Below are 21,290 nucleotides of genomic sequence, written 5' to 3' on the forward strand. Positions count from 1 at the left end.
GTGACTAGAGCTGCGAGCGCGGCGGCTTCGAAGCGTTGAAGCGCTCGGTGCGCAGCTGCGACACGGCTGGGATGTCGAGGGGCTCGAGATCTGCCAAAGCGATCCCCTGAGCCTTGGCTAGCAGCAGGTCAGCGAGCTGCGGGTTGCGGGCTAGTGCTGGTCCGTGCATGTAAGTAGCGATGACGCTGCCCTGAACGGCGCCTTCGGCTGTGCGCTGCTCGGAGGCATCGGCAAGGTCCGCGGTAGCGGCAGTGTCGGCATTGCCCTGTCCGCGAATCAGCTTGCCCAGCGGCTGCGCAGCCGGGCCCAGGATGGTCGCGCCCATGTGGTTCTCAAAACCGGTGAGAGGCTCGGTGAGTTCCGCAGTGATGCCAGCGCGGGTGGGCTCAGAGGAGACCTCGCCGATGGCGCGTTCGGCCATGGAAGCGGTGGTGGCGTCGATAAGCCCCACGCCGTCGATAATGCGGCCGGAGGCGCGGAAGGACTCACCGAGAACCTGTAGGCCTGCGCAAATGGCGATGATTGGGCGGCCTGCGTTGGCCGCACGCGTGAGGCCACCGTCTGCGATGAGGTGCTCAGCAGCGAGAATCTGTGCCACGTCCTCGCCGCCACCAAGGGTGTAGACGTCGAGGGAATCCGGCACTGGCTCGCCCAGCTTGATCGGGATGATGTCTGCCTCGAGGCCGCGCATGCGGGCGCGCTGACGCAGGACTAGAGCATTGCCATCGTCGCCGTAGGTGCCCAAAACATCCGGCAGGATGAGGCCGATCTGCAGCTTAGTCATTGGTGGTCTCCTTTGCTTCGCGCTCAAGCGCCTTCTTTAAGTCGCGGAAAGCGGTGTAGTTAGCCAGAACCTCGATGCGACCCGGAGGGCAGGCCTTGATGGCCTCCAGCGGATCGCGGATGAGCTCGTGCGAGATATCGGCATAAACCAAGCGCACGGCCAGATCGGTGCCGCGCTCGCCGGAAGCTTTGACTGCCAGCTTCTCAAAGTCCTCGAACTTCACGTCCCACAGCCAGGACATGTCGATGCCGTCAGCGACGTGGCCATTGGTGGCGATGACGAGGCCTTCGGCGGTGCGGTCCACCATGGACAGCGCCTCTTGCCAGCCGGCCGGGTTCTTAGCCAAAAGCAGGCGAATCTTCTGGTTACCAAGGGTGATGGTGGAGTAGCGGCCGGCGACGTCGGCAACGGACTCGGTGGCGGAAAGCGCCTTGTCGAGGTCCACGCCGAATCCCTCCACGGCAGCAGCGATGGCCTGGGCGGCGTTGCCGCGATTGGCGCGGCCAGGCAGGGCGAGGTTCAATGCACGCTCACCTTGCGGAGTGTGGAGTCCAGCTTGGTCCACGGACCAGGTGGGAGCGGGGCGGCGGAATTCGCGGCCGTCGGCAAGCGGCTTGACGGCACGCCAATCCTCACCGTCGCGAATGATGTGGCCGCCGGTACGTGGGCAGGTCACGGATTCGCCGAGCCAGCCGGCACCAGCGGACACCCAGATGACGTTCTTGGCGTCGTATGCCACGGAGGTCATGAGGACGTCGTCGCAGTTAGCGATGATGAGCATGTCCGGGTGCGCCTCAACCGCGCCGCGCAGGGCGCGTTCAATCTTGTTAATCTCGCCCACGCGGTCCAGCTGGTCGCGGGAGAGATTCAGCAGCACCAAAGCCTGCGGGTTGAGCTTGTCCGCCACATGCGGAACGTGCAGCTCGTCGACCTCGAGGACGAGGCGGCTGGCGTTTTTACCGGCCAGCAATGCAGAGATGATTCCGGCATCCATGTTGTCGCCACCGTCGTTGGTGGCCACGGTGTGCTCAGCACGCACGGCGGCGGCGAGCATGCGGGTAGTGGTGGACTTGCCGTTGGTGCCAGTAACCAGGACTGCGGGGCGGTCGCTACCGAGGTGGGCCATGATCTGTGGGTCAATAGCGCCGGCAACGAGGCCACCAATCATTCCGCCTGCTCCGCGGCCGGTGGCGCGGGAGGCGGTGGTGGCCAGCTTGGCGGCGGTAGTGGCGGCGTTGGTACGCAGAGACTGCAACGTGCCAGAAAGGTTAAAACTCATGCCCCTAGGGTAGTCGCGTCAGCGCACCGGACGGGACTCGCGCGCCTAGTTTTGTCCGGAGTTTTGATTCTTTGCAGAGTTATTCCCCGCAGAGTTGTTCCCTCCGCGGCGTCCGCGTCCGCCTCGTCCGCCGCGGCGGCGACGTCGCTTGTTGCCATTCCCAGAGCCGGACTTGTCCTGCGGTTTGGTCTGTGGTTTGTTCTGGGGGTTGTGTTGCGTGCTGTGCGCAGCATCCTGCTTGTTCTCAGCAACTTGTGCATTGGGATTGGCTGGCTTGCCTGTTGCGGAGGAAGACTTGCGGCGGGAGCGGCGTCGGTTAGCGTTGCTCGAACGGCGATTGTTGCTGTTCGGAACGTGTGCGTGTCGGCTCGACTGCTCCTTCTTTGGCTCCGGCTCCTGGGCCTCCTCGATGCGTTCGAGTGCGGCGAGGAAGGCCGTGTCAGACATCAGGGGGATGTCCTTGCGGTGCGCGTGCATCGGTTTGCCCACCAGGTCAGTGGTCACGTTGCAAACCACCAAGGAAGTCTCACGGGTCAGCTTTTCCGAGTAGTTGAGCTCCTCACAGGCAAGCGCAGAAATGATGGTGTCCGGATCTTCTAAGATTTCCGGGGCGACCACGATCTCCATGCCACGGCGCAGCTCCTTGCCCGGCTGGTACTTGCCCGGGTTATGGTGCTGCCGCGGAGCTTCCGCGGCGTCGACGCGCACGTGTGAGCGCTGCAGCCCAAAGCGGTCCGCGCGCAGTTCGTCAGGTGCGTACGTACTCAGCGTCTTGCCTGCTTGGAGGCGGTAGAGGCGGTACAGCAGGTGCGTAGCCTCACGGGAGGTCTCCGCCTCGCTGCGCTGCGCGCGCTGCGTAGTTGCGGTGGGTGGTGGTACATCGAGTCCGCTGCGCTTGGCGACGGCCGCCAGCCTAATGTCGTTCTCCCACACCCCCTGTCGGCGCGCGGTGGCGAGAGTATCCACGATGGCGACCGGGGTGGGAACGTGTCCGACCTTTTGACGGCGACGGCGTCCCTTGTTGCGATTGCGGTTGCGCGAACGATTCTGACGGGCCGCTGCCATCATGGCGCGGCGGGCCTCGGACACGACGAAGCCCCAAGTGAAGGGGGTGTCGTGGACGATGAGCGTGCGGCCGTCAATAAGCCGGTCCAAGGGCTTGAGAAGGCGGGAGAAGGCTTGGCCTCCAGCGACCTCTTCGGGCGTCAGACCATGAAGGTGGCGCGGACCGGGGTCTATGTCAGGGTTGATAACAGCATGGAATTCCTGGCCGACTTCGCCTTGCGCGTTGAAGGTTAGGGCGTCGATTGCAACGAGCCGAGCCGTGGAGGGGTGAATGCCTGTGGTCTGGACGGTGAGCGCGACGAAAGGATGCGCGGCCACGGCCTCGGCTTGCGCGATTTCTTGCGCGCTGGGCTCGCGGTGGTTGTGCGCTGGCTCTTGCTCAGTGGAAGCAGGGGTGCTGGCCGCGGAGTTTTGCGCCTGCGGCCCAGGCTTAGGCGGTTGTGCTTGCGGCTTGGGGCCGGGTTTCGGAGCGGAAGCCCGGCCGGGAGTGCGCGGGTGGCCAGTGGCCAGCGCAGCCGGAGAAGGCGCGGGGGCTGAATCAGGGCCGGGGGTCATGCTCATTCTTATCAGTGTAGTACCCAGACCGCGCGAAACCGCTCAACGGGCGAGCGTATGACTTAGGGGCGGATGATGATAGTTATTACCGTCGTTGTAACCTGCCTAGTCGGTGTGGCCGGGCTTGAGGGCTGCGTAGGTTCTGGCTGCTTGGTCGACGGTGGCGTGGTTTGCGGCTTGCTCGTCGGTGGCGTGGTTCGCGGCGTGGTCGACGGGACGATCTCGGGCGTAGGCGGCTGCGGAGTGCTTGGTTCGCGGCTCGTAGTAGGGGCGTCGGTGGTGGACGGATGGTCGACTGCGCGCTCCTTGGTATACACAGTGCTTGGGGGTGCGGTTGTAACCTCAACCGAAGGTGCCGGGCCGGTGGTCTCTGACTTGCGGGGCGCAGTAGTACGAGGTGCAGGTAGAACTACAGCAGTTTCAGTGACCTGCGGTACGTCTTCGTTTGCAGGCTCAGGCGTCGGTTCAATCGCCTTCGCCTGGATGCGCGTAGCTACGGTTCGGTGCCCATTTTTGTTGGAAGCGGAGTCAGAGTCCTCTTCAATAGTGCGGAATCCTCCTCGGCTTTCGGTGCCAGGAGCTGTAGCAACGGATGAGCTGGAATGGGACTTATTGCCCAAAGTATCGCGGGACGGTGTGACTTCGTCTTGGAAGGAGGAATCGTCGAAGGATTCTCCCTGTAATGCAGCTGTTTCCTCGTGTTCCTGCTTGTCTACAGAGAACATGGAAGCTGCAAAGTTTGCCCCGCCACCAACAATGACCGCGGTACTTGCAGCCGCCACCAGCTTCAAACCAATGTTGCTGCCCATGAGAGCCGTAGAAGCAGTTTTGGAAGTCATTAGGGCTGCAACTTGATTGTTGGTGGACCCGAAGAAGTGGATGTTTGCGTGCTCTGCTGCCTCTGCACGTGCAGCTGTAACAGCAGAAAGGCCCATTGACGCTGCGGTGAGGGTGCCAGCTACGACTGCGCGATTAGCTTTATCCTCAGCATCGGCATAAACAACCAAGCTCGGCTTGGATTCCTCCATGCAGTAGTAGGCGTGAGCGACTGCAAGGAGGCCGTTTTGCTGATACTCCAGCACCGTGTTTGCAAGGCGACGGGCATCTTCGCGGTCCAGAGAGGCAATTTGTACTCCGTCGACGAGAACAGCTACAGCGCGGCGGCCAAGGAAACGGCGGGCGTGGAGCGTAACGAGGAAGTGCTCGGCTCCCTCGGGGAGCACGTCCATTTTTGGTTGAAAATTAGTGATGGTTGCAGGGGTTGAACCCGGCAGCAAGGCCCACCGCTCAGCTGGGGGGTTATTTGCAGGCACGCATAGGCCCGGGGCTGGGAGCTGAACGTCAAAGGAAGGCCACTGTTCGCCGTCCATTTCGACCATCGCGATGCGAGCGGTGACGTGTGGATGCAGGCCAGCATCAATGATCCAGTCCAGCTCGGTATAAGCGCTGACGTCGCTCTTTTCGAGGTGGCCGATCGTGGTGTCCTGATAGCGGACCCTGAAGCCTTCTTTGGAGGAACCGCTCAAATTGACCTTGATTTCTGGTTGATCGGTGCCCGTTTTTTCCATAAGGTCCACCAAGAAGTCAGGGTTTACTTCTTGGATGGGAATGTTATTGACATTGCCAAAACCATGGTCAGGGACCATGTAGTTGGTCGACTTCATCAATATTCGCCTTCTTATAGGGGGTACCGGCTGAGCCAAAAAGTCGGGGTTCAATAAAACTAAGTATTCAAATACTGCAATCACCGGCAAGCATTGGGGTGGAGTTGCCGGTGACAGCTTCACTATTCACTAAAATGCACGCAAACGTTAGTGATCTGTAGAAATCTTACTTCGAAAATGAATAGTTTTCAAACGTATAAGCTGGCCTTTAGCTGGGACTATTGACCTTTGCGAGTGGGGGAAGCATATTACGCCTAACGAATAATGTTTAGTGGGCAGCCATATATACAGTTGACAAAATTAATGCAACGACAGTCAAAATAATAAGAATGAGCCAGAGTTTAGGACTGCCCGGCTTGGGTGATGCATCACCTTTTGTGCTGGGGAGTCGATCGATGCGGGAAAGGTCTGTATCGGTGATGGCTTTAAAACTGGCCGTCTCGAAAGTCTCGGCGGCAACGCTAGTGGTGGCGGTACGTTCTGCTAAAAGACGTTCCTGGCCCGTTCCCTCCCGCGATTCTTGGGAGACGGCGTTAGAGGCGTAAATGTTAAGCACGCGCCCGTTTTGGCGGGGGTAGTGGTAAGCATGCGCTAGTGTGGTCAGCCCATCTGCGGCATTTTCTGTGATGATCGCAGAAAGGTATGCGGGGGCGTCGTCTAGCGTTGCGATGAATTGCGGCCCTAAGTATGCGCTGATGCTGTGGGGATCGGATTCGGCGGTTCGCAGGGTGACAAGAAGGTGGATGCGGCCGTAGTGTGGAATATCCACGTCGTCTGGAATGTCGTGAACGCTTATAGCGGGGGCATAATCCAGTATTGCCCACGGGGAACTCGGCGGGTTATTGGCGGGCAAACATAGGCCTGGCCGTGGTAGAAGGATGGCGGGCTGGGTGCCGTGGAGAAAAGTGACGGCGGGGGTTAGGCCGGCGTCGAAAAGCAGCTCAATTTCTGGATACTCTGCAGCATCGCGGGCAGCGATCGAGCCCAGCTTCTCTTCGCCGGACATGACATCCCACCCGCCGTTAGTCAGACGCGTGAGGGAAACGAGTTGCTTCTCAGGATCGGAGGGCGCGGTAGCGGCATCCCAAACGGGAAGCGACTGAACTGCGCCTAGGCCAAGGTGCGGGATGGGATACAGGGGAGAAGTCATGTTTCGACTTCTACCACCTAAACCGTATCCGCGGGGCTTTGGCCTAGGCGCGCAGTCGGGGAGGGGTGTGCAGATGCGGCTAGTTCAGTGCGCGGTTGACCGCAGAGTTGATGGCGAAGATCGAGGCTCGAGTGGTTGAGCCTGCGATGCCCGCGCCCCACACTTGGGTGCCGTTGACATCGGCAGCAATGTAACAAGCTGCTTCAGCGTCGTCACCAGCGGTACGGGACTGCTGGGAATACTCGATGACCTCGAAGTCGATGCCGAGGTGTTCCAGAGCGTTGGCGTAGGCCGCAATCGGGCCGTTGCCGTGGCCGGAGATGACATGTTCGGAGCCGTTGTACTCGACGGTTGCCGTGACCTTTGCCTCCGAGTCGTCGTTAGGCGAGTTATCGATCTGGAAGGTCTTGTGCGCCAGCGGTGCTTCGCGGTCCAGGAACTCGGTGGCGAAGATGTCCCACATGTTCTTGGAGTTGACCTCGCCGCCTTCGGTATCGGTAACCTCCTGTACCACAGCGGAGAACTCCGCCTGCATGGCGCGCGGCATGTTGATGCCGTGATCCGTCTTCATGATGTAGGCAACGCCGCCCTTGCCCGACTGCGAGTTCACGCGAATAACAGCCTGGTAGTCGCGGCCGACGTCCTTCGGGTCGATGGGCAGGTAAGGAACCTCCCAGACGGTCTCGCGCAGCTCGTCCCAGGAGACCTCGGTGTTGTTGGCGCCAGGGCGAACCTCGTTGGCCAGTGCATCCAGACCCTTGTTGATGGCGTCCTGGTGGGAACCGGAGAAAGCGGTGAAGACCAGCTCGCCGCCATAGGGGTGGCGCTCAGGAACGCGCAGCTGGTTGCAGTATTCCACGGTCTCGCGGATGGCGGGCAGGTCGGTGAAATCGATCTGCGGATCGACGCCCTGCGTCAGCATATTCAGGCCCAAGGTGATGAGGTCCACGTTGCCGGTACGCTCGCCGTTACCGAACAGGCAGCCTTCGATGCGGTCGGCGCCCGCCAGGTAGCCCAGCTCGGCTGCGGCGATGCCCTCGCCACGGTCGTTGTGCGGGTGCAGGGACAGGATGATGGAGTCGCGCTTGGCAAAGTTGCGGTGCATCCACTCGATGGAGTCGGCGTAGACGTTCGGGGTGATCATTTCCACTGTGGAAGGCAGGTTGATGATCATCGGGTGCTCCGGGGTGGCCTCCATGATGTCTACGACGGCGTCGCATACCTCGACGGCGAAGTCCAGCTCAGTGCCGGTGAAGGACTCAGGAGAGTACTCCCAGCGCCAGTTGGTGTCTGGGTAGTCCTTGGCGATCTCCTTGATGAGCGCGGCGGCATCGGTAGCCAGCTTCTTGATGGCCGGGCGGTCCTTGCGGAAGACCACGCGGCGCTGCAGCTTGGAGGTGGAGTTGTAAAAGTGAACGATGACGTTCTTGGCGCCTTCGCAAGCCTCAAAGGTGCGGCGAATCAGGTGCTCGCGGGCCTGAACCAGAACCTGGATGGTGACGTCTTCAGGGATCTTGTTCTGTTCGATGATTTCACGCACGAAGTTGAAGTCCGTCTGAGATGCGGAAGGAAAACCTACCTCGATTTCCTTGTATCCCATCTTGACCAGCAGGTCGAACATGCGGTGTTTGCGCTGCGGGCTCATTGGATCGATCAGCGCCTGGTTGCCGTCGCGCAGGTCCACAGCGCACCACTGTGGGGCGGAGATGATCTTCTTGTCAGGCCAGGTGCGGTCCGGCAGCTGGATATCCTCGACCTCTTCGGCGAAGCTCAGGTAGCGGTTAACCGGCATCGAGGAGCCGCGCTGCTTGTTCCATGCGGGTTGGTTCTCGCCGAATGGGCCGTTAGGAGTGGTGATCTCGCGAGGTGCAGAAATGAAGGAATCGTTGGGAGACATGTTTTATAAGGTCCTTGAAGGTTTTGAAAGGTTTGTGGAAGCTGTGTCTCACGGCCAGCTGTGGCAATGGCGGCTGAATGCGCATCACTGAACACCGCGACGGGACGCTGGCCGCAAGATTATCAAGGCCTAATTCCCGCCGCGGCAAATAAGGAGGAGGCTCAGCCGCGTAGTCATGTGGACCACACTAGCGTGCTTCCCATTCCGTGGCAAGTGTTCCCATGGGGTGAGATAAATGAGGGTGTGGCTTGGGGGAGGAGAATGCGAAATCTGGAAGACTCGTCCAGCCTAATGCGGCATATTGCCGGCGGCGGGCGCTTAACCTATAGCATTATCCATTGTGGAGAACGCGAGCAAAACAGGTCTCGGTGAGGAAGCGGAAAGCAATGCGCTTGGCGACGTCGTCAAGCACGAGCGTCAGCGCGATTGGATCGCGGCCCTGGGCGTGGGCGTCCTAGGAAACATCCTGCGCATTGCTGTGCTCGCTATGTTTGCCAAGGCCAACGATGATAATTTGTGGGGCCTGCTCAATAAATGGGACGCCGTATATTACACAGAAATTGCACGCGCCGGCTACTTCAACGCCGATATTGTGGCCGAGGGCAACGTTTATGAAACGACGATGGCCTTCTTTCCGGGTTTTCCTTTGCTCATTAAGCTCGTCAGTTTCCTGGGATTTTCGGAACCCGTCGCCGCTATCCTCCTGAATTTTGTGTTTACCGTGGTCATGGCCGCGGGTGTTATGGCAATCGCGCAGCGCATGGGTGCGGACTTCAAGGCACGCGTGGCCGCAGCAATCGCGGTGACCTCAGCGCCGATGTCCATCGTCTTCGCGATGCCGTACACGGAGGCGCTGTTTGGTGCGCTGACAATGTGGGCGCTCGTTGCGCTCATTGACCGGAAATGGCTGCTCGCGGGACTTTTGGTTTTTGCGCTGTCTGCCGTTCGTCTGACCTCGGCGGACGTGATCTTGGTCTTCGGCGTGATTGTGCTGTTGTGGGGCGCACGGGAATGGAAGGCGTGGGTGGCGCTGGTGGCCTCGGCGTTGCCGCTGCTGGGTTATCTCACGATGGCCAACCACTACCTAGCTGCCGCCGGTGGATATTTTGGAATTCAGAAAGAACACTGGAATTCACAGTTCGACTTCGGCGTGGCCACCTTTGAATGGGTTAAATCCACGCTGATGACCGCGGATCACGCAGGATTTCTGCTATCTACCTCGGTCATCGTTGGCGCTCCCATTCTGTTGGTGCTTGCCTGGCGCAAGCTTCCGCTGCCGGTGTGGCTCTTTTCGGCAGCGCTCATAGCTAACGTGCTGCTCTCGGACGGAATCATGCACTCGCGCCCACGCCTTCTGCTTCCGGCTGCCGTGCTCTTTATTCCGTGGACAATCGAAATGAGTAAGTGGGCAAGCTCCCGTCAGATGGCTTTTGTAATGGGCGCAGTGGTGCTTGGTGGCGCCTGGTTCTCGGCGCACATGCTGGCTGTTTTTGACTGGGCGATTTAGCAGTTTTGAAGGGGCGATTTATAACGCGCTGGCCGGGCCGAGCTAATTATCGGCCTGCACTTGGGCACGTCCCACTGGCCGCCGAGAGAGGACGATCGTTGCTAGAATCATGACGGCCAAGGCGGCGGCCATCACGGACCAGCCCGTGATGGAATCTACTTGGAATTCCTCGCCGAGCACTACATAACCCAAGCTGAAGGCGATGATGGGCTCCATGATGGTCATGGCAGGAAGCGACTGCGCGAGCGGGCCGGCATGAAAAGAATACTGTTGTAATACCGTGCCTGTTCCAGCCAGAAAGACGAGGCCGTATAGCTGCCACGATTGCGCGAGCTGCCACAGCCCATCGTTGGTGAAAATGTCCACCACGGACTTGGACAAGAGTGCGACGTAGCCATAGAGCGCGCCGCAGGCTGTTCCCAGGGCGAGCGCACGCCGGGCACGGTAGCGCCAGGCGAACAGACCTAAAAGGGCCAAACCAGCGGCACCACACACAAGCGGCGGCCACCATTCATTGAGGGAGGGACGGGGATTGCCGGCAGTGGGGCGGCCGTAGACCACCAAGACGCCCACAGCGATTGTCAGCGCCGCGCACCAGAAGGTCTCGTGAAATGACAGCGCACGCTTGGAGTACCAGGCGGAAAGGGGGAGCGTGAACATGAGGGAAAGCACCAAAATGGGCTGGACCACCAGCAGGGTTCCGAATCCTAAAGCGATGATTTGCAGGCAATAGGCCACCACTGCTCCTAGGGTGCCGACCCACCATAAGGGGTTGCCCATGGCTGTGCGCATGACGGAACTTGACGCTTCGAGAGCGATCCGGTGGCGGATGACGGTTCCCCACGCCACGGTGAGGGCCGAGGCGAGGGCGAAGAAGACCGCCAAGAGATTGCTGAACACCCCACCACCGTACTCAAGGCGCCGTGAATATAACGAATGATTCAGGCGTGTGTAGTGATTTCTGTATATGCGGGCAGCTGCGGGGTTGCTGCGTTATGGTGGCGGAGCGGCGCTAAAAATACGGCGCAATGCATGCTTGGTGAATAAAAACACTTTGATCCCCTTCACATATTGTGAAAGGAAGTACCTCGCCGGGGTAGCATGGACAACTGACTAATGCACGACAGGTATAGCAGGGCTTATCGGCCCTGTGGCTATAGCCTGTCGCGGGAAACGCACAGTGAAAGGTGGATATCCCAACGTGGCCCTGATCGTTCAAAAATACGGAGGCTCATCCCTCGAAACCGCGGAGCGCATCCGTGCTGTCGCCGAGCGCATTGTGGCTACCAAGAAGGCGGGCAACGACGTGGTTGTTGTCTGCTCCGCCATGGGGGACACCACCGATGAGCTGCTGGATCTGGCAGCCCAAGTAAACCCGGTGCCGCCGCAGCGCGAGATGGACATGCTCCTGACCGCGGGTGAGCGCATTTCCAACGCTTTGGTGGCCATGGCCGTGGAGTCCTTTGGCGCGGAAGCTCAGTCCTTTACAGGCTCCCAAGCTGGCGTGCTTACCACTGAGCGCCACGGCAACGCGCGCATCGTGGACGTCACGCCGGGCCGCATTACTGAGGCTCTGGAACAGGGCAAGATTTGTATCGTCGCTGGTTTCCAGGGCGTTAATAAGGAAAGCCGCGACGTTACCACCTTGGGTCGCGGCGGCTCCGACACCACCGCCGTGGCCCTCGCGGCGGCGCTGCAAGCCGATGTCTGTGAGATCTACTCTGACGTCGATGGTGTTTATACCGCGGACCCACGCATTGTGCCGGATGCGCAGAAGCTGGAGAAGCTCTCCTTCGAAGAGATGTTGGAGATGGCGGCCGTCGGCTCCAAGATTCTTGTCCTGCGCAGCGTGGAATACGCCCGCGCATTCAACGTACCCCTGCGAGTTCGCTCGTCTTATTCAAACGACCCCGGCACCTTGATCGCCGGTTCAATGGAGGATATCCCTGTGGAAGAAGCAGTACTCACTGGCATCGCGACCGATAACTCTGAAGCCAAGGTTACCGTCTTGGGCATCCCGGACCGCCCGGGTGAGGCAGCGAAGGTGTTCCGCGCCATCGCCGAGGCCGAGATCAACATCGACATGGTCCTGCAGAATGTCTCTTCCCTGGAGTCCGGCACCACCGACATCACCTTCACCTGCCCGCGTGCCGATGGCCCGCGCGCGATGGAGATCTTGACCAAGCTCAAGAACGAGGGTCACTGGGCAAACGTGCTTTACGACGACCAAGTGGGCAAGGTTTCCTTAGTCGGTGCAGGCATGAAGTCTCACCCGGGTGTTACCGCAGACTTCACCGAAGCGCTGCGTGACGCCGACGTCAACATGGAGCTTATCTCCACATCCGAGATCCGCATCTCCGTGCTCGTCCGCGAGACTGACCTCAATAAGGCGGCTGTGGCATTGCACGAGAAGTTCCAGCTGGGCGGCGAAGAAGAAGCTACCGTCTACGCTGGTACGGGCCGCTAAAAACATTTCAGGGAAAGAAGGAAATTTTCATGACCACCATTGCAGTCGTAGGAGCTACCGGCCAGGTAGGACGCGTAATGCGCTCCATCCTTGAAGAGCGAAACTTCCCTGCGGATAAGGTGCGCTTCTTTGCGTCACCGCGCTCTGCTGGCCAGGAGCTGGAGTTCCGTGGTGAAAAGATCGTGGTTGAAGATCTCTCCCAGGTCACTGAGGCCTCCATTGCTGACGTAGACATTGCTCTGTTTTCCGCCGGTGGCGCTACCTCGCGCGATTGGTCCCCGGTCTTCGCCGCTGCTGGTGCAACTGTAGTGGATAACTCTTCTGCATTCCGCAAGGATCCTGAGGTCCCGCTCATCGTGTCTGAGGTAAACCCGGAGGAGGCAAAGAATCCGCCGAAGGGCATCATTGCTAACCCGAACTGCACCACCATGGCCGCAATGCCGGTTCTTAAGGTCTTGCACGATGCTGCTGGCCTGAACCGTTTGCACGTGTCTTCTTATCAGGCAGTTTCTGGCTCTGGCTTGGCTGGCGTTGAGGCCTTGGCCAAGCAGGCTGCCGAGATTGGAGATCGCAACGTAGAACTCGTCCATGATGGCTCTGTTCTGGAGGTCTCTGAGGAAGAGCTTGGCCCATACGTTGCTCCGATTGCCTTCAACGCGCTGCCTTTTGCTGGCAACTTGGTTGATGATGGCTCTGAGGAAACCGATGAGGAGCAGAAGCTGCGCAACGAGTCGCGCAAGATCCTGGGTATTCCTAAGCTCAAGGTTGCTGGCACCTGCGTTCGCATCCCGGTATTTACCGGCCACACCCTGACCATCCATGCGGAGTTCGACAAGGCAATCACCCCGGACGAGGCACGCCGCCTGCTTGCCGACGCCCCCGGTGTCAAGGTCGTCGACGTTCCAACCCCGCTTGCTGCTGCAGGCATCGATGAGTCCCTGGTGGGCCGCATCCGACAGGATCAGTCCGTGGATGACAACAAGGGCCTCGTGCTGGTTGTCTCCGGCGATAATCTTCGCAAGGGCGCGGCTTTGAACACGATTCAGATTGCTGAGTTGTTGGTCTAGCGCGCGGACCTAATACAAAGCCATAAAACACAGAAAGGAGCTTGTACATCCAATAAACGGATGTACAAGCTCCTTTTTAGTTATTTACTTCGGATTCTTACTTTGGGACTTCCGGCTTGGTGTGCTCGACGAAGACCACGGAAGGATCAGGATCTTCACGGTCGTATTCGAGCTCTTCATCTGCCTCGAGCTCCTCGTGGATTTCTTCGGCGATGGCGTCCTCAAACTCGTCGGTCTTCATATTGGAAGCGGCCGCGAGCTTTGCGAGCTCCTTCTGATTCTTCTTGGTGAATCGTTGACGCGGGTCTAGCTTGCGCTGGACCAAGATGTGCGCACGATGACGGCGCTTGCTCTCCGACGTGATTTTGTCACGATTGGTGATCCATTTGAACACCATCACAGCGATCATGAGCAATCCCAAGTAACCCAGGACTGGGTAGACATTGCTGACCAGGGACTGGAAACCAATGAAAGACAAAACAAAGCCGATTACACAGGAAGCGGCATAAACAGGGTAGAAGAGCTTTGGCTTCTTGCGGGTTAGTCGCTTGCCCAGCGCATAGAACATTCCGACCGCGGTGTTGAATACCATGCCGTAAATAACGAACGTCATGATGTAACCGAGCGACGGATTAAGAGTGTTGATGAGTGCAAGCACCGGTAGATCCTGACCATTGACCTGCGGCGCCACCATGAACAAGGAGACAACCAAAAGGGTGAGCAGGATGAGGTAGATGATGCCGCCAATAAAGCCGCCAATTCCTACTGCGCGGTTATCAAGGATGTTGCCGCCAATGACGATGGACATGGACACAGCACACATAACGTTCAGGCCGGTGTAGTTCAGTGCAGCAAGCCACCAGTGAGAAAGGCTGGTGTCGACGTTGTTGACGGCAAAGTCATTGAGCTGTGCGAAGTCAACGTCAGCAGTCGCGATGGTGTAGCCGGTGGCCAACACAATGAAAAAGATGACGAACGGCGTGATGGTACCGATGACGGTAGTGACTCGGTCGACGTCAAGTAAGCCCACGAGAAGAACCAGCACCAACATGATGGTCGCGCCGATCCACAGCTTGACCTCGGGGAACTGCTGACTGATGGTTGAGCCGCCACCAGCAAACATAACGAAGCCGATGGAGAAAAGGGTCGCAATGGTGGACCAGTCGAGAATCTTGGATGTAATCGGTCCCGAGATTTTGTCATACACTGCGGTGTGCTCTGAGGCCTGGAAATAGGAGCCCAACTGCAAAATGGCGATACCCGTGATGAGCATCAAACCTGCGGCTAAGGCGACGCCCCAGAATCCTTGGTTTCCAAAGGCTACGAAGTACTGCATCGCTTCCTGGCCGGATGCAAAGCCTGCGCCAACAATGACGCCAATAAACGCCATGGAGATAGCCAATGCACGTTTCAGCATGAGGAGATTTCTCGCATTCCCACACGCGCCGAGCAAAAGAAATGCGCGCGTCTTATCGCGCGCTGGGTCGGGTCGACTGTCGATTTGTCACGTGTGTCTTTAACCAGGTTACTTTCGTTTGCCTGGGAACTGCCAGCCAAATAGTGGTTATTTCGTGAAAAATTATGAAATCCGTTCAGTATTCAGTCCCAAAAGCGCAGGCTTTATGGCCATATCGCGGTGCTGATAACTAGTAGATAACGATTTCCTTGTACTTGGGAATCCTGTGAAGCTCCAGCGGTGGTTAAGTAACAAGCGCCGTTGTGTGTGCAGCCCTTCTCGTAGGTGGTAGGCAGCGGCCACCGTCTACGTGTGTTCACCTTGTGACCGCAGGCTATTAGTCTGTGGAAGGATCGGTTCCTTCAATAAGGTCCTTGCGAGCGCGAGCCACGCGCGAGCGAATCGTGCCGACGCGCACGCCGGCGATCTTGGCTGCTTCTTCGTAGGTGTAGCCCAAGACCTGGGTGAGGATGAGGGCTTCGCGGCGGTCGGCAGGGAGGGCGTCGATAAGCGCACGTGCGTCGATCCAATCGCTCCACGTGCCTGAATTCTCGATTGCTGGGGCCTGGGCCGCCGCGTCCTCATACTCCGTGGCGGACTTGCGCGGGCGAGCCATGTCGTGCCGGATGTTGTCCACCCAGACCCGCCGTGCCAGGGATAGGAGCCAGGTGCGTGCCGACGAACGCGCAGCAAAGCGGGGGAGGGCACCAATGACCCGCAAATAGGTCTCTTGTGTGAGGTCATCGGCGATTTCCGGGCCGCCTAGGTGGGCGAGTAGCCGCCACACGTCGTCCTGCGTGGATTTGATGAACTCCGTTAGCGCCGCGCGGTCGCCACGACCAGCCCTGAGGGCAAGGTCGGTGACGCGTGCGTCGTCATGTTCGGAGTGGTGTTTCACCACCATGAACTTACCAGTATGACAGTTGATTCAGACTTTGCTGTCAATACTTATCAATTTGGAAATTTCTGTTGCAGAAACCTATTAAACACGGTAGGCTATTACTTGTCCGTGATTGATAATCGACCCCAATTATCAACTATTTTCTTTTAGGAGGCTTTCCATGACTAACTCCGAAGCTGACAAGGTGCTCAACAAGGGTCAGCGCCCAGCGGGCGGCCCAAACACCACCAGCCCCTCCGGTCAGCCGATTGCGACCGAGAACACCAGCATTACTGCCGGCCAGAATGGCCCTGTTGTTCTCAATGACATCCATCTGATCGAAAAGCTCGCCCACTTCAACCGCGAGCGCGTGCCAGAGCGCACGCCGCATGCTAAGGGGCATGGTGCCTTCGGTGAGTTGCATATCACCAACGATGTTTCCAAGTACACCAAGGCAAAGCTCTTCCAGCCTGGCACCGTCACCCCGATGATGGGCCGTTTCTCCACCGTTGCTGGTGAGCAGGGCTCCCCGGATACCTGGCGCGATGTGCATGGCTTTGCCCTGCGCTTCTACACCGAGGATGGCAACTACGACATCGTGGGCAACAACACCCCAGTCTTCTTCCTGCGTGACGGTATGAAGTTCCCGGACTTTATTCACTCCCAGAAGCGCCTTGGTGTCAACGGCCTGCGTGACGCGGATATGCAGTGGGACTTCTGGACCCGCAACCCCGAGTCCACCCACCAGGTCACCTACTTGATGGGTGACCGTGGTACCCCGAAGACCACCCGCCACCAGAATGGCTACGGTTCCCACACCTTCCAGTGGGTCAACGAGGAAGGCGACGCTTTCTGGGTTAAATACCACTTCAAGACCCGCCAGGGCGTGCAAAACTTCACCGACGCGGAGGCAGGTGAGATGGCCGGCAAGAACGCCGACTACCACCGCGAGGATCTCTACAACGCCATCGAAGAAGGCGACTACCCAATCTGGGACGTTAAGGTGCAGATCATGCCGCTCGCTGAGGCAGCTGAATACCGCTTCAATCCGTTTGACCTCACCAAGGTTTGGTCCAAGAAGGATTACCCGCTGGTTGACGTTGGATACTTCGTGCTCAACCGCAACCCGCGTAACTTCTTCGCCCAAATCGAGCAGGTTGCTCTGGATCCATCCAACCTCGTTCCCGGCATCGGCCTTTCGCCGGACAAGATGCTGCAGGCTCGCGTCTTTGCTTACGCTGACCAGCAGCGCTACCGCATCGGGCCGAACTACAAGCAGCTGCCTGTAAACCAGCCGCTCAACGCAGACAAGGTCAACACTTACGAGCATGAGGGCAACATGCAGTTCCTCTTCAACGCTCCTGAGGATCCTGTCTATTCCCCGAACCGCCACGCAAAGGGCGGCGGCTACCTGGATGGCGACGTCAACGACCGCTCGGTGCAGGAGACCGTCACCGCTCCGGACCTCTACGTGAACCCGGACCCAGCTGGCTTGGACCTTGTCCGTGCGCCGTACGTGCACCACGCTGAAGACTCCGATACGGTTCAGGCAACTGACCTGTATGAGAACGTCTACAACGATGACGAGAAGGAGCGCCTGGCGGACAACATCACCAATGCAATGGCTGGTGTTTCCCCAGAGACTGAGGAGCGCGTCTACGCCTACTGGGGCGCCGTTTCCCCACGCCTAGAAAAGCGCGTTCGTGAGCTCTTCGCTGAGAAGAACTAGCATGTAATACAACCTCCTAATCACAGGCCTGAGCGTGCACTGCCATAGTGTCGCTCAGGCCTCGTGATTTCATGCCTTCGACGTCATAGCAGGGGCCCTGCATGCCGCTACTAGTGGTCTCGCTAGTGGCGGTTTCTTTTGCGGCCGTGTTGGATTCGGCGGCAGCGAACTGCAGCTCACCTTCTGCAGTGTCTTTGGGGGAGCAAGCGGTGAGAGGAAGAAGTACGGCTAGTGGGAGAATCAGTGGGCTGAAGTTTTGGGAATTCTGTATCTTTGCCCGGCTTAAAACGGCGCGCCTGCGTTGTTTGCCGTGGTGGTGGCGATATTTTGAAAGGATGAACTCGCGTCTCGCTGAATCGACTTCCCGCCCCTCCCGCACGCGGGGAATCCTGTTGTGCATTCTCCTCATTCTGCCGTTACTGGCGGGCGCGGCTATTGCTGGCGTCACGGGTTGGGATCCGGCCCGTGCCTGGTCGAGTGAGGGCACGGGTGCGCCCTCTGCCGCTAACGCTGATTCCGCAGCGCTTGGCGACGCCGCCCGCGCCGCCAGCGAAGCCCAAGCCCAAGCCGGCTTTCTTAAGTCCGGTACTGGCCAGCTCGCGACAGGAACTGGCAAGCTGAAGGAGGGGGCGGACGGACTTGGAGGGGGCGTCGACAAGCTGAGCTCCGGCTCGCAGGAGCTTTACGACGGCTTGGTTCAATTGCAATCCGGCACGGCACAGCTCGGCAACGGCGCGACGGAAGTGGCAAACGGTGTGGGTGCTGCGGTGGACCAGATTGTGGGGCTAAAGGTGGTGCAAGGCCAGCTGTTACAGGCCATCGATGGCACCGTTAAGGATCTAGAAGGCAATAACTCCGCAGAGGCGCGCAATATCAAGTCGCAGCTGGCTGACCTGCGTGTCCAAGTAAACAACTTCCAGCTGGATCAGAATCTAACGGACCAGCTGACCAGGCTGAAGGAGGGCTCGCGTGAGATTTCCAACCAGTTGGCTGTAAACGGCTATGGCTACCACGACGGTGTATACAAGGCTGTCGAAGGTGCAAAGCAGCTCAACGATGGTACGAAGCAGCTCGATGCCAAGGTCGATGAGGCGCTGAGCGGCGTAAAGCAGCTTGATGATGGCGCGAAAAAGGTCGACGGGATGGCAAAGCAGAACCAGTCGAAAGTACAAGAGGTGCAGCGCGCGCTGCCTGCGCCGACGGGCGGAGTCCAAGACGTGCGGCTGCTAAGCCCCGTGGTGGCCATGTTGATTGCGGTAGTGCTGACGCTGGGTGGCGCTTGTCTGGGGGCTTTTGTGGTGTGCTCGGGTCGCAGTCCGTGGTTGCCGTTGTTCGGTGGAGTAGTGGTGTTGGCAGTTTTAGCGGAGATAATGTTCTTCCTGCTGGCTACGGGTCCGACTGGTGAGGCCGCGCTGTGGGTTGGCCTAGCCGCAGTGGTGACGAGCCTTGCGTCGGCGGGGCTGACGACGGCCCTGCTGCGCTACTTTGGCAAGGTGGGCGCGGGCCTGGCAGTTGTGCTTGGTCTGGTACAGATTGCTGCGGTGGGCTGGTTCTGGAAGTCCGCTGTGGCGGCAGCTGTGGTGGGAGGAGCCTGGAAGGTTGTTATGGGCCTGCTTCCGCTGCATTGGACTACCTCGGCTCTGACCGTGGCGGGTAACGGTGGCGACCACATGCTGCTGTGGACGGCGTTGGGGGTACTTGGTGTAGTTTCGGCATTCTCATTAGGTGTTATGAAGCGCCCAACTGAAAGTTCTGAAATCTAAAAGTCCCAGGTGGCGAACCCTTTTGGTCTATGAAAATGTAGTCCAAATAGGTATTGGTTCAGAGATTTCTGTGAATGTCTTGGTTTGGTTAACGTTCCATGATGAATCAGTGCTAGGGTAAAATTGCTCACAATGCCTACTTAGGGGGTAGGCAAACGGTTTCTCCAATCCGTTGTGAGTGATAGGGAATAGGGGCGACGCGGCTGCTGTAGGGGCGCCGCGTCGTTTCCCGTTTTATTGCTTTCTGGGGGCTTTTCGTTCGCTGGGATGCGGTTGCGTCCACTCGGATCTGTGGCCTATCTGCGTAGTTGACAACGAGGGTGTCATTTCTTGCCTACGGGCGTGCTTCGTTGTCAGTTATGCAGATCCGGGAGTCCAAGCCCGCAGTCCAAGCCCGCAGTCCAAGCGCAAAAGAAAAAGCCCGACTAGAAACCTAGCCAGGCTGATGGTCGGGATAACAGGATTTGAACCTGCGACCTCTTCGTCCCGAACGAAGCGCGCTACCAAGCTGCGCCATATCCCGGAAAACCGCTTTAATCGGTACCCGAATACTTTAACGCAGCCTGAGCGTCAACCACAAAACGCCAGTTGAACGCCACCTAGCGTTCGGTGATACGCAGCAGGGTTGCCGAGGGGCGGCAGAATATCCGCACTGGCGCAAACTTCGAGGTGCCCAGGCCATTCGAGACGTGCATTTTCATTCTGCCGAAGTCGTGGAGGCCCTGGACGCGGGCACGGTCAATGCCGCAGTTAGTGACCAGTGCGCGGGAGCCCGGCAGACAGATCTGCCCGCCATGCGTATGGCCAGACAGCGAAAGCTGGTAGCCATCAGCCTCAAACTTCTCTAGCACGCGCGGCTCCGGAGCATGCAGCAGCGCCAATGCCAGGTCAGCGTCCTCGTTCGGTGCGCCGGCAATCTCGGAGTAATCATCCAGGTCATGGTGCGGATCATCAACACCCGCCACCGCCAGCTTTACATCGCCGACCTTGAACTCCACGCGGGCCTGGTTGGCGTCGTGCCAGCCGTGCTCAATAAACGCCGCACGCATGCCCTTCCAAGGCAAGTCAACATAGGAGGGCTCGCGTTTCTTTCCAAACAAGTACTTAAACGGGTTGACCGGGCGCGGTGCCCAGTAATCGTTAGTACCAAAGACAAACAAGCCCGGGCGGCTCAGCAGCGGGCCGAGCGCACGGAGAGTATCCGGTACGCCACTTTGGTCGGAGAGATTGTCGCCTGTGTTCACCACCAGGTCTGGGTCCAAGGAATCAAGGCCTGAGACCCATTCAATCTTCTTTTCTTGCCCCGGAATCATGTGCAGATCCGAGATGTGCAGGATGCGGAATTCTTCTTTCCCACGCAGCGTCCCCTTTGGGAGTAGCGGGAGCGTGTATTCCTTCAGCTCAAACTTGGTCAGTTCGGTGTAACCCCACGCCAGGGTGCCTAGGCCGGCGGCAGCAATGCCACCGATAATCGGGAGTATCTTCACCCCACACAGCCTACCTGGCGTAGATTGAAGAATATGAGCCAGCTTAAAGAAACCATTCGTGCAGATCTGAAGACCGCCATGAAGGCCCGTGAGAAGGAGCGCACCAGCGCCATCCGTTCGCTCCTCGCCGCCATTCAGGCCGAGGAAACCAACGGTTCCCGCCACGAGCTCACCGACGAGGACGTACTTAAGGTAATCGCCCGCGAGATCAAGAAGCGTCGCGAGTCCGCCGAGGTTTATGCAGAAAATGGTCGCCAGGAGCTGGCGGACGCCGAGCTTGTCGACGTCCCCTTCTTCGAGGCGTACCAGCCGGAGCAGCTTGACGACGCCGCCCTAGACGCCCTCGTCAGCGAGGCCATCGCCGAGGTCGAGGCAGACTCCGGCGAGGCTGCCACCATCAAGCAGATGGGCAACGTCATGAAGGTTGTCACCGCCAAGGCTGCTGGCCGCGCCGACGGCAAGCGCCTATCCAGCGCAGTCAAGGCCAAGCTCGCCTAAGACGCAAAAAGAAATCCCGCCGTCTTCCTGCACTAAGCAGAG

Annotated in this window: 16 protein-coding genes and 1 tRNA gene; 6 read left to right on the forward strand and 11 right to left on the reverse strand. The window is 58.9% G+C overall.

Annotation, left to right across the window (positions count from 1 at the left end; all coding sequences use genetic code 11):
* Positions 1 to 4 precede the first annotated feature (4 nt).
* The 6 genes from HMPREF3148_RS05025 to leuA form a co-directional block, all read right to left on the reverse strand.
* Positions 5 to 784 (reverse strand): type 1 glutamine amidotransferase, encoded by a 780-nt coding sequence (locus HMPREF3148_RS05025; RefSeq protein ID WP_049151580.1) that lies wholly within the window; start codon positions 782 to 784, stop codon positions 5 to 7.
* Entirely contained in the window at positions 777 to 2,063 is a 1,287-nt protein-coding gene (locus tag HMPREF3148_RS05030; RefSeq protein WP_005530352.1) for a Mur ligase family protein, read from the reverse strand. The genes HMPREF3148_RS05025 and HMPREF3148_RS05030 overlap by 8 nt, the downstream gene beginning before the upstream one ends.
* Before the next feature lie 45 nt (positions 2,064 to 2,108).
* Positions 2,109 to 3,689: an exonuclease domain-containing protein gene (locus tag HMPREF3148_RS05035; RefSeq protein WP_049064506.1), complete on the reverse strand. Its 1,581-nt coding sequence runs from the start codon at positions 3,687 to 3,689 to the stop codon at positions 2,109 to 2,111.
* Positions 3,690 to 3,745: 56 nt separating this feature from the next.
* Complete coding sequence (locus HMPREF3148_RS14125; RefSeq protein WP_049064504.1) at positions 3,746 to 5,347, reverse strand: hypothetical protein; 1,602 nt, start codon at positions 5,345 to 5,347, stop codon at positions 3,746 to 3,748.
* Positions 5,348 to 5,615: 268 nt separating this feature from the next.
* Positions 5,616 to 6,497 carry a hypothetical protein gene (locus HMPREF3148_RS05045; protein WP_005530346.1) on the reverse strand — a complete coding sequence of 294 codons (882 nt, stop codon included), beginning with the start codon at positions 6,495 to 6,497 and terminating at the stop codon, positions 5,616 to 5,618.
* Positions 6,498 to 6,576: 79 nt separating this feature from the next.
* Entirely contained in the window at positions 6,577 to 8,394 is a 1,818-nt protein-coding gene (leuA, locus tag HMPREF3148_RS05050; protein ID WP_070508823.1) for a 2-isopropylmalate synthase, read from the reverse strand.
* 340 nt (positions 8,395 to 8,734) lie between these two features.
* Between leuA and HMPREF3148_RS05055 the strand changes: the two genes are divergently transcribed.
* On the forward strand, positions 8,735 to 9,901 hold the full coding sequence (locus tag HMPREF3148_RS05055) for a mannosyltransferase family protein (protein WP_049064500.1): 1,167 nt from the start codon (positions 8,735 to 8,737) through the stop codon (positions 9,899 to 9,901).
* Between the two features lie 42 nt (positions 9,902 to 9,943).
* Here HMPREF3148_RS05055 and HMPREF3148_RS05060 read toward each other — a convergent pair whose 3' ends face one another.
* Positions 9,944 to 10,801, reverse strand: a complete 858-nt coding sequence (locus HMPREF3148_RS05060) for a DMT family transporter (protein WP_049064499.1) — start codon at positions 10,799 to 10,801, stop codon at positions 9,944 to 9,946.
* 301 nt (positions 10,802 to 11,102) lie between these two features.
* Here HMPREF3148_RS05060 and HMPREF3148_RS05065 point away from each other — a divergent pair, with 301 nt between their 5' ends.
* Together HMPREF3148_RS05065 and HMPREF3148_RS05070 are read left to right on the forward strand one after the other, a co-directional pair.
* A complete protein-coding gene (locus tag HMPREF3148_RS05065) occupies positions 11,103 to 12,368 on the forward strand; it encodes an aspartate kinase (RefSeq protein ID WP_049064497.1) in 1,266 nt (421 codons plus the stop codon).
* 29 nt (positions 12,369 to 12,397) lie between these two features.
* A complete protein-coding gene (locus HMPREF3148_RS05070) occupies positions 12,398 to 13,435 on the forward strand; it encodes an aspartate-semialdehyde dehydrogenase (protein ID WP_049064495.1) in 1,038 nt (345 codons plus the stop codon).
* Positions 13,436 to 13,532: 97 nt separating this feature from the next.
* Here the strand turns inward: HMPREF3148_RS05070 and HMPREF3148_RS05075 are convergent, their stop codons facing one another.
* Positions 13,533 to 14,852, reverse strand: a complete 1,320-nt coding sequence (locus HMPREF3148_RS05075) for a YkvI family membrane protein (protein ID WP_049064494.1) — start codon at positions 14,850 to 14,852, stop codon at positions 13,533 to 13,535.
* Positions 14,853 to 15,228: 376 nt separating this feature from the next.
* Complete coding sequence (locus HMPREF3148_RS05080; RefSeq protein WP_049064492.1) at positions 15,229 to 15,795, reverse strand: RNA polymerase sigma factor; 567 nt, start codon at positions 15,793 to 15,795, stop codon at positions 15,229 to 15,231.
* A 157-nt stretch (positions 15,796 to 15,952) separates the two neighbouring features.
* On the opposite strand from HMPREF3148_RS05080, the gene HMPREF3148_RS05085 reads away from it, so the two are divergent.
* Together HMPREF3148_RS05085 and HMPREF3148_RS05095 are read left to right on the forward strand one after the other, a co-directional pair.
* Positions 15,953 to 17,500, forward strand: a complete 1,548-nt coding sequence (locus HMPREF3148_RS05085; RefSeq protein WP_049064490.1) for a catalase — start codon at positions 15,953 to 15,955, stop codon at positions 17,498 to 17,500.
* A 335-nt stretch (positions 17,501 to 17,835) separates the two neighbouring features.
* Complete coding sequence (locus HMPREF3148_RS05095; RefSeq protein WP_049145413.1) at positions 17,836 to 19,263, forward strand: YhgE/Pip domain-containing protein; 1,428 nt, start codon at positions 17,836 to 17,838, stop codon at positions 19,261 to 19,263.
* A gap of 446 nt (positions 19,264 to 19,709) precedes the next feature.
* Here the strand turns inward: HMPREF3148_RS05095 and HMPREF3148_RS05100 are convergent.
* Together HMPREF3148_RS05100 and HMPREF3148_RS05105 are read right to left on the reverse strand one after the other, a co-directional pair.
* Positions 19,710 to 19,786 (reverse strand) — tRNA-Pro (locus HMPREF3148_RS05100).
* 76 nt (positions 19,787 to 19,862) lie between these two features.
* Positions 19,863 to 20,750: a metallophosphoesterase gene (locus tag HMPREF3148_RS05105; RefSeq protein WP_049145410.1), complete on the reverse strand. Its 888-nt coding sequence runs from the start codon at positions 20,748 to 20,750 to the stop codon at positions 19,863 to 19,865.
* A gap of 33 nt (positions 20,751 to 20,783) precedes the next feature.
* Between HMPREF3148_RS05105 and HMPREF3148_RS05110 the strand changes: the two genes are divergently transcribed.
* Positions 20,784 to 21,248: a GatB/YqeY domain-containing protein gene (locus HMPREF3148_RS05110; protein WP_049145407.1), complete on the forward strand. Its 465-nt coding sequence runs from the start codon at positions 20,784 to 20,786 to the stop codon at positions 21,246 to 21,248.
* Positions 21,249 to 21,290 lie beyond the last annotated feature (42 nt).

Source organism: Corynebacterium sp. HMSC05D08 (assembly GCF_001807215.1).
GTDB lineage: Bacteria > Actinomycetota > Actinomycetes > Mycobacteriales > Mycobacteriaceae > Corynebacterium > Corynebacterium striatum.

Excerpts from the sequence above, each read along its gene's own strand:
- HMPREF3148_RS05025 (WP_049151580.1), bottom strand. The coding sequence starts at position 784 with ATGACTAAGCTGCAGATCGGCCTCATCCTGCCGGATGTTTTGGGCACC.
- HMPREF3148_RS05030 (WP_005530352.1), bottom strand. The coding sequence starts at position 2,063 with ATGAGTTTTAACCTTTCTGGCACGTTGCAGTCTCTGCGTACCAACGCC.
- HMPREF3148_RS05035 (WP_049064506.1), bottom strand. The coding sequence starts at position 3,689 with ATGAGCATGACCCCCGGCCCTGATTCAGCCCCCGCGCCTTCTCCGGCT.
- HMPREF3148_RS14125 (WP_049064504.1), bottom strand. The coding sequence starts at position 5,347 with ATGAAGTCGACCAACTACATGGTCCCTGACCATGGTTTTGGCAATGTC.
- HMPREF3148_RS05045 (WP_005530346.1), bottom strand. The coding sequence starts at position 6,497 with ATGACTTCTCCCCTGTATCCCATCCCGCACCTTGGCCTAGGCGCAGTT.
- leuA (WP_070508823.1), bottom strand. The coding sequence starts at position 8,394 with ATGTCTCCCAACGATTCCTTCATTTCTGCACCTCGCGAGATCACCACT.
- HMPREF3148_RS05070 (WP_049064495.1), top strand. The coding sequence starts at position 12,398 with ATGACCACCATTGCAGTCGTAGGAGCTACCGGCCAGGTAGGACGCGTA.
- HMPREF3148_RS05075 (WP_049064494.1), bottom strand. The coding sequence starts at position 14,852 with ATGCTGAAACGTGCATTGGCTATCTCCATGGCGTTTATTGGCGTCATT.
- HMPREF3148_RS05080 (WP_049064492.1), bottom strand. The coding sequence starts at position 15,795 with ATGGTGGTGAAACACCACTCCGAACATGACGACGCACGCGTCACCGAC.
- HMPREF3148_RS05085 (WP_049064490.1), top strand. The coding sequence starts at position 15,953 with ATGACTAACTCCGAAGCTGACAAGGTGCTCAACAAGGGTCAGCGCCCA.
- HMPREF3148_RS05095 (WP_049145413.1), top strand. The coding sequence starts at position 17,836 with ATGAACTCGCGTCTCGCTGAATCGACTTCCCGCCCCTCCCGCACGCGG.
- HMPREF3148_RS05110 (WP_049145407.1), top strand. The coding sequence starts at position 20,784 with ATGAGCCAGCTTAAAGAAACCATTCGTGCAGATCTGAAGACCGCCATG.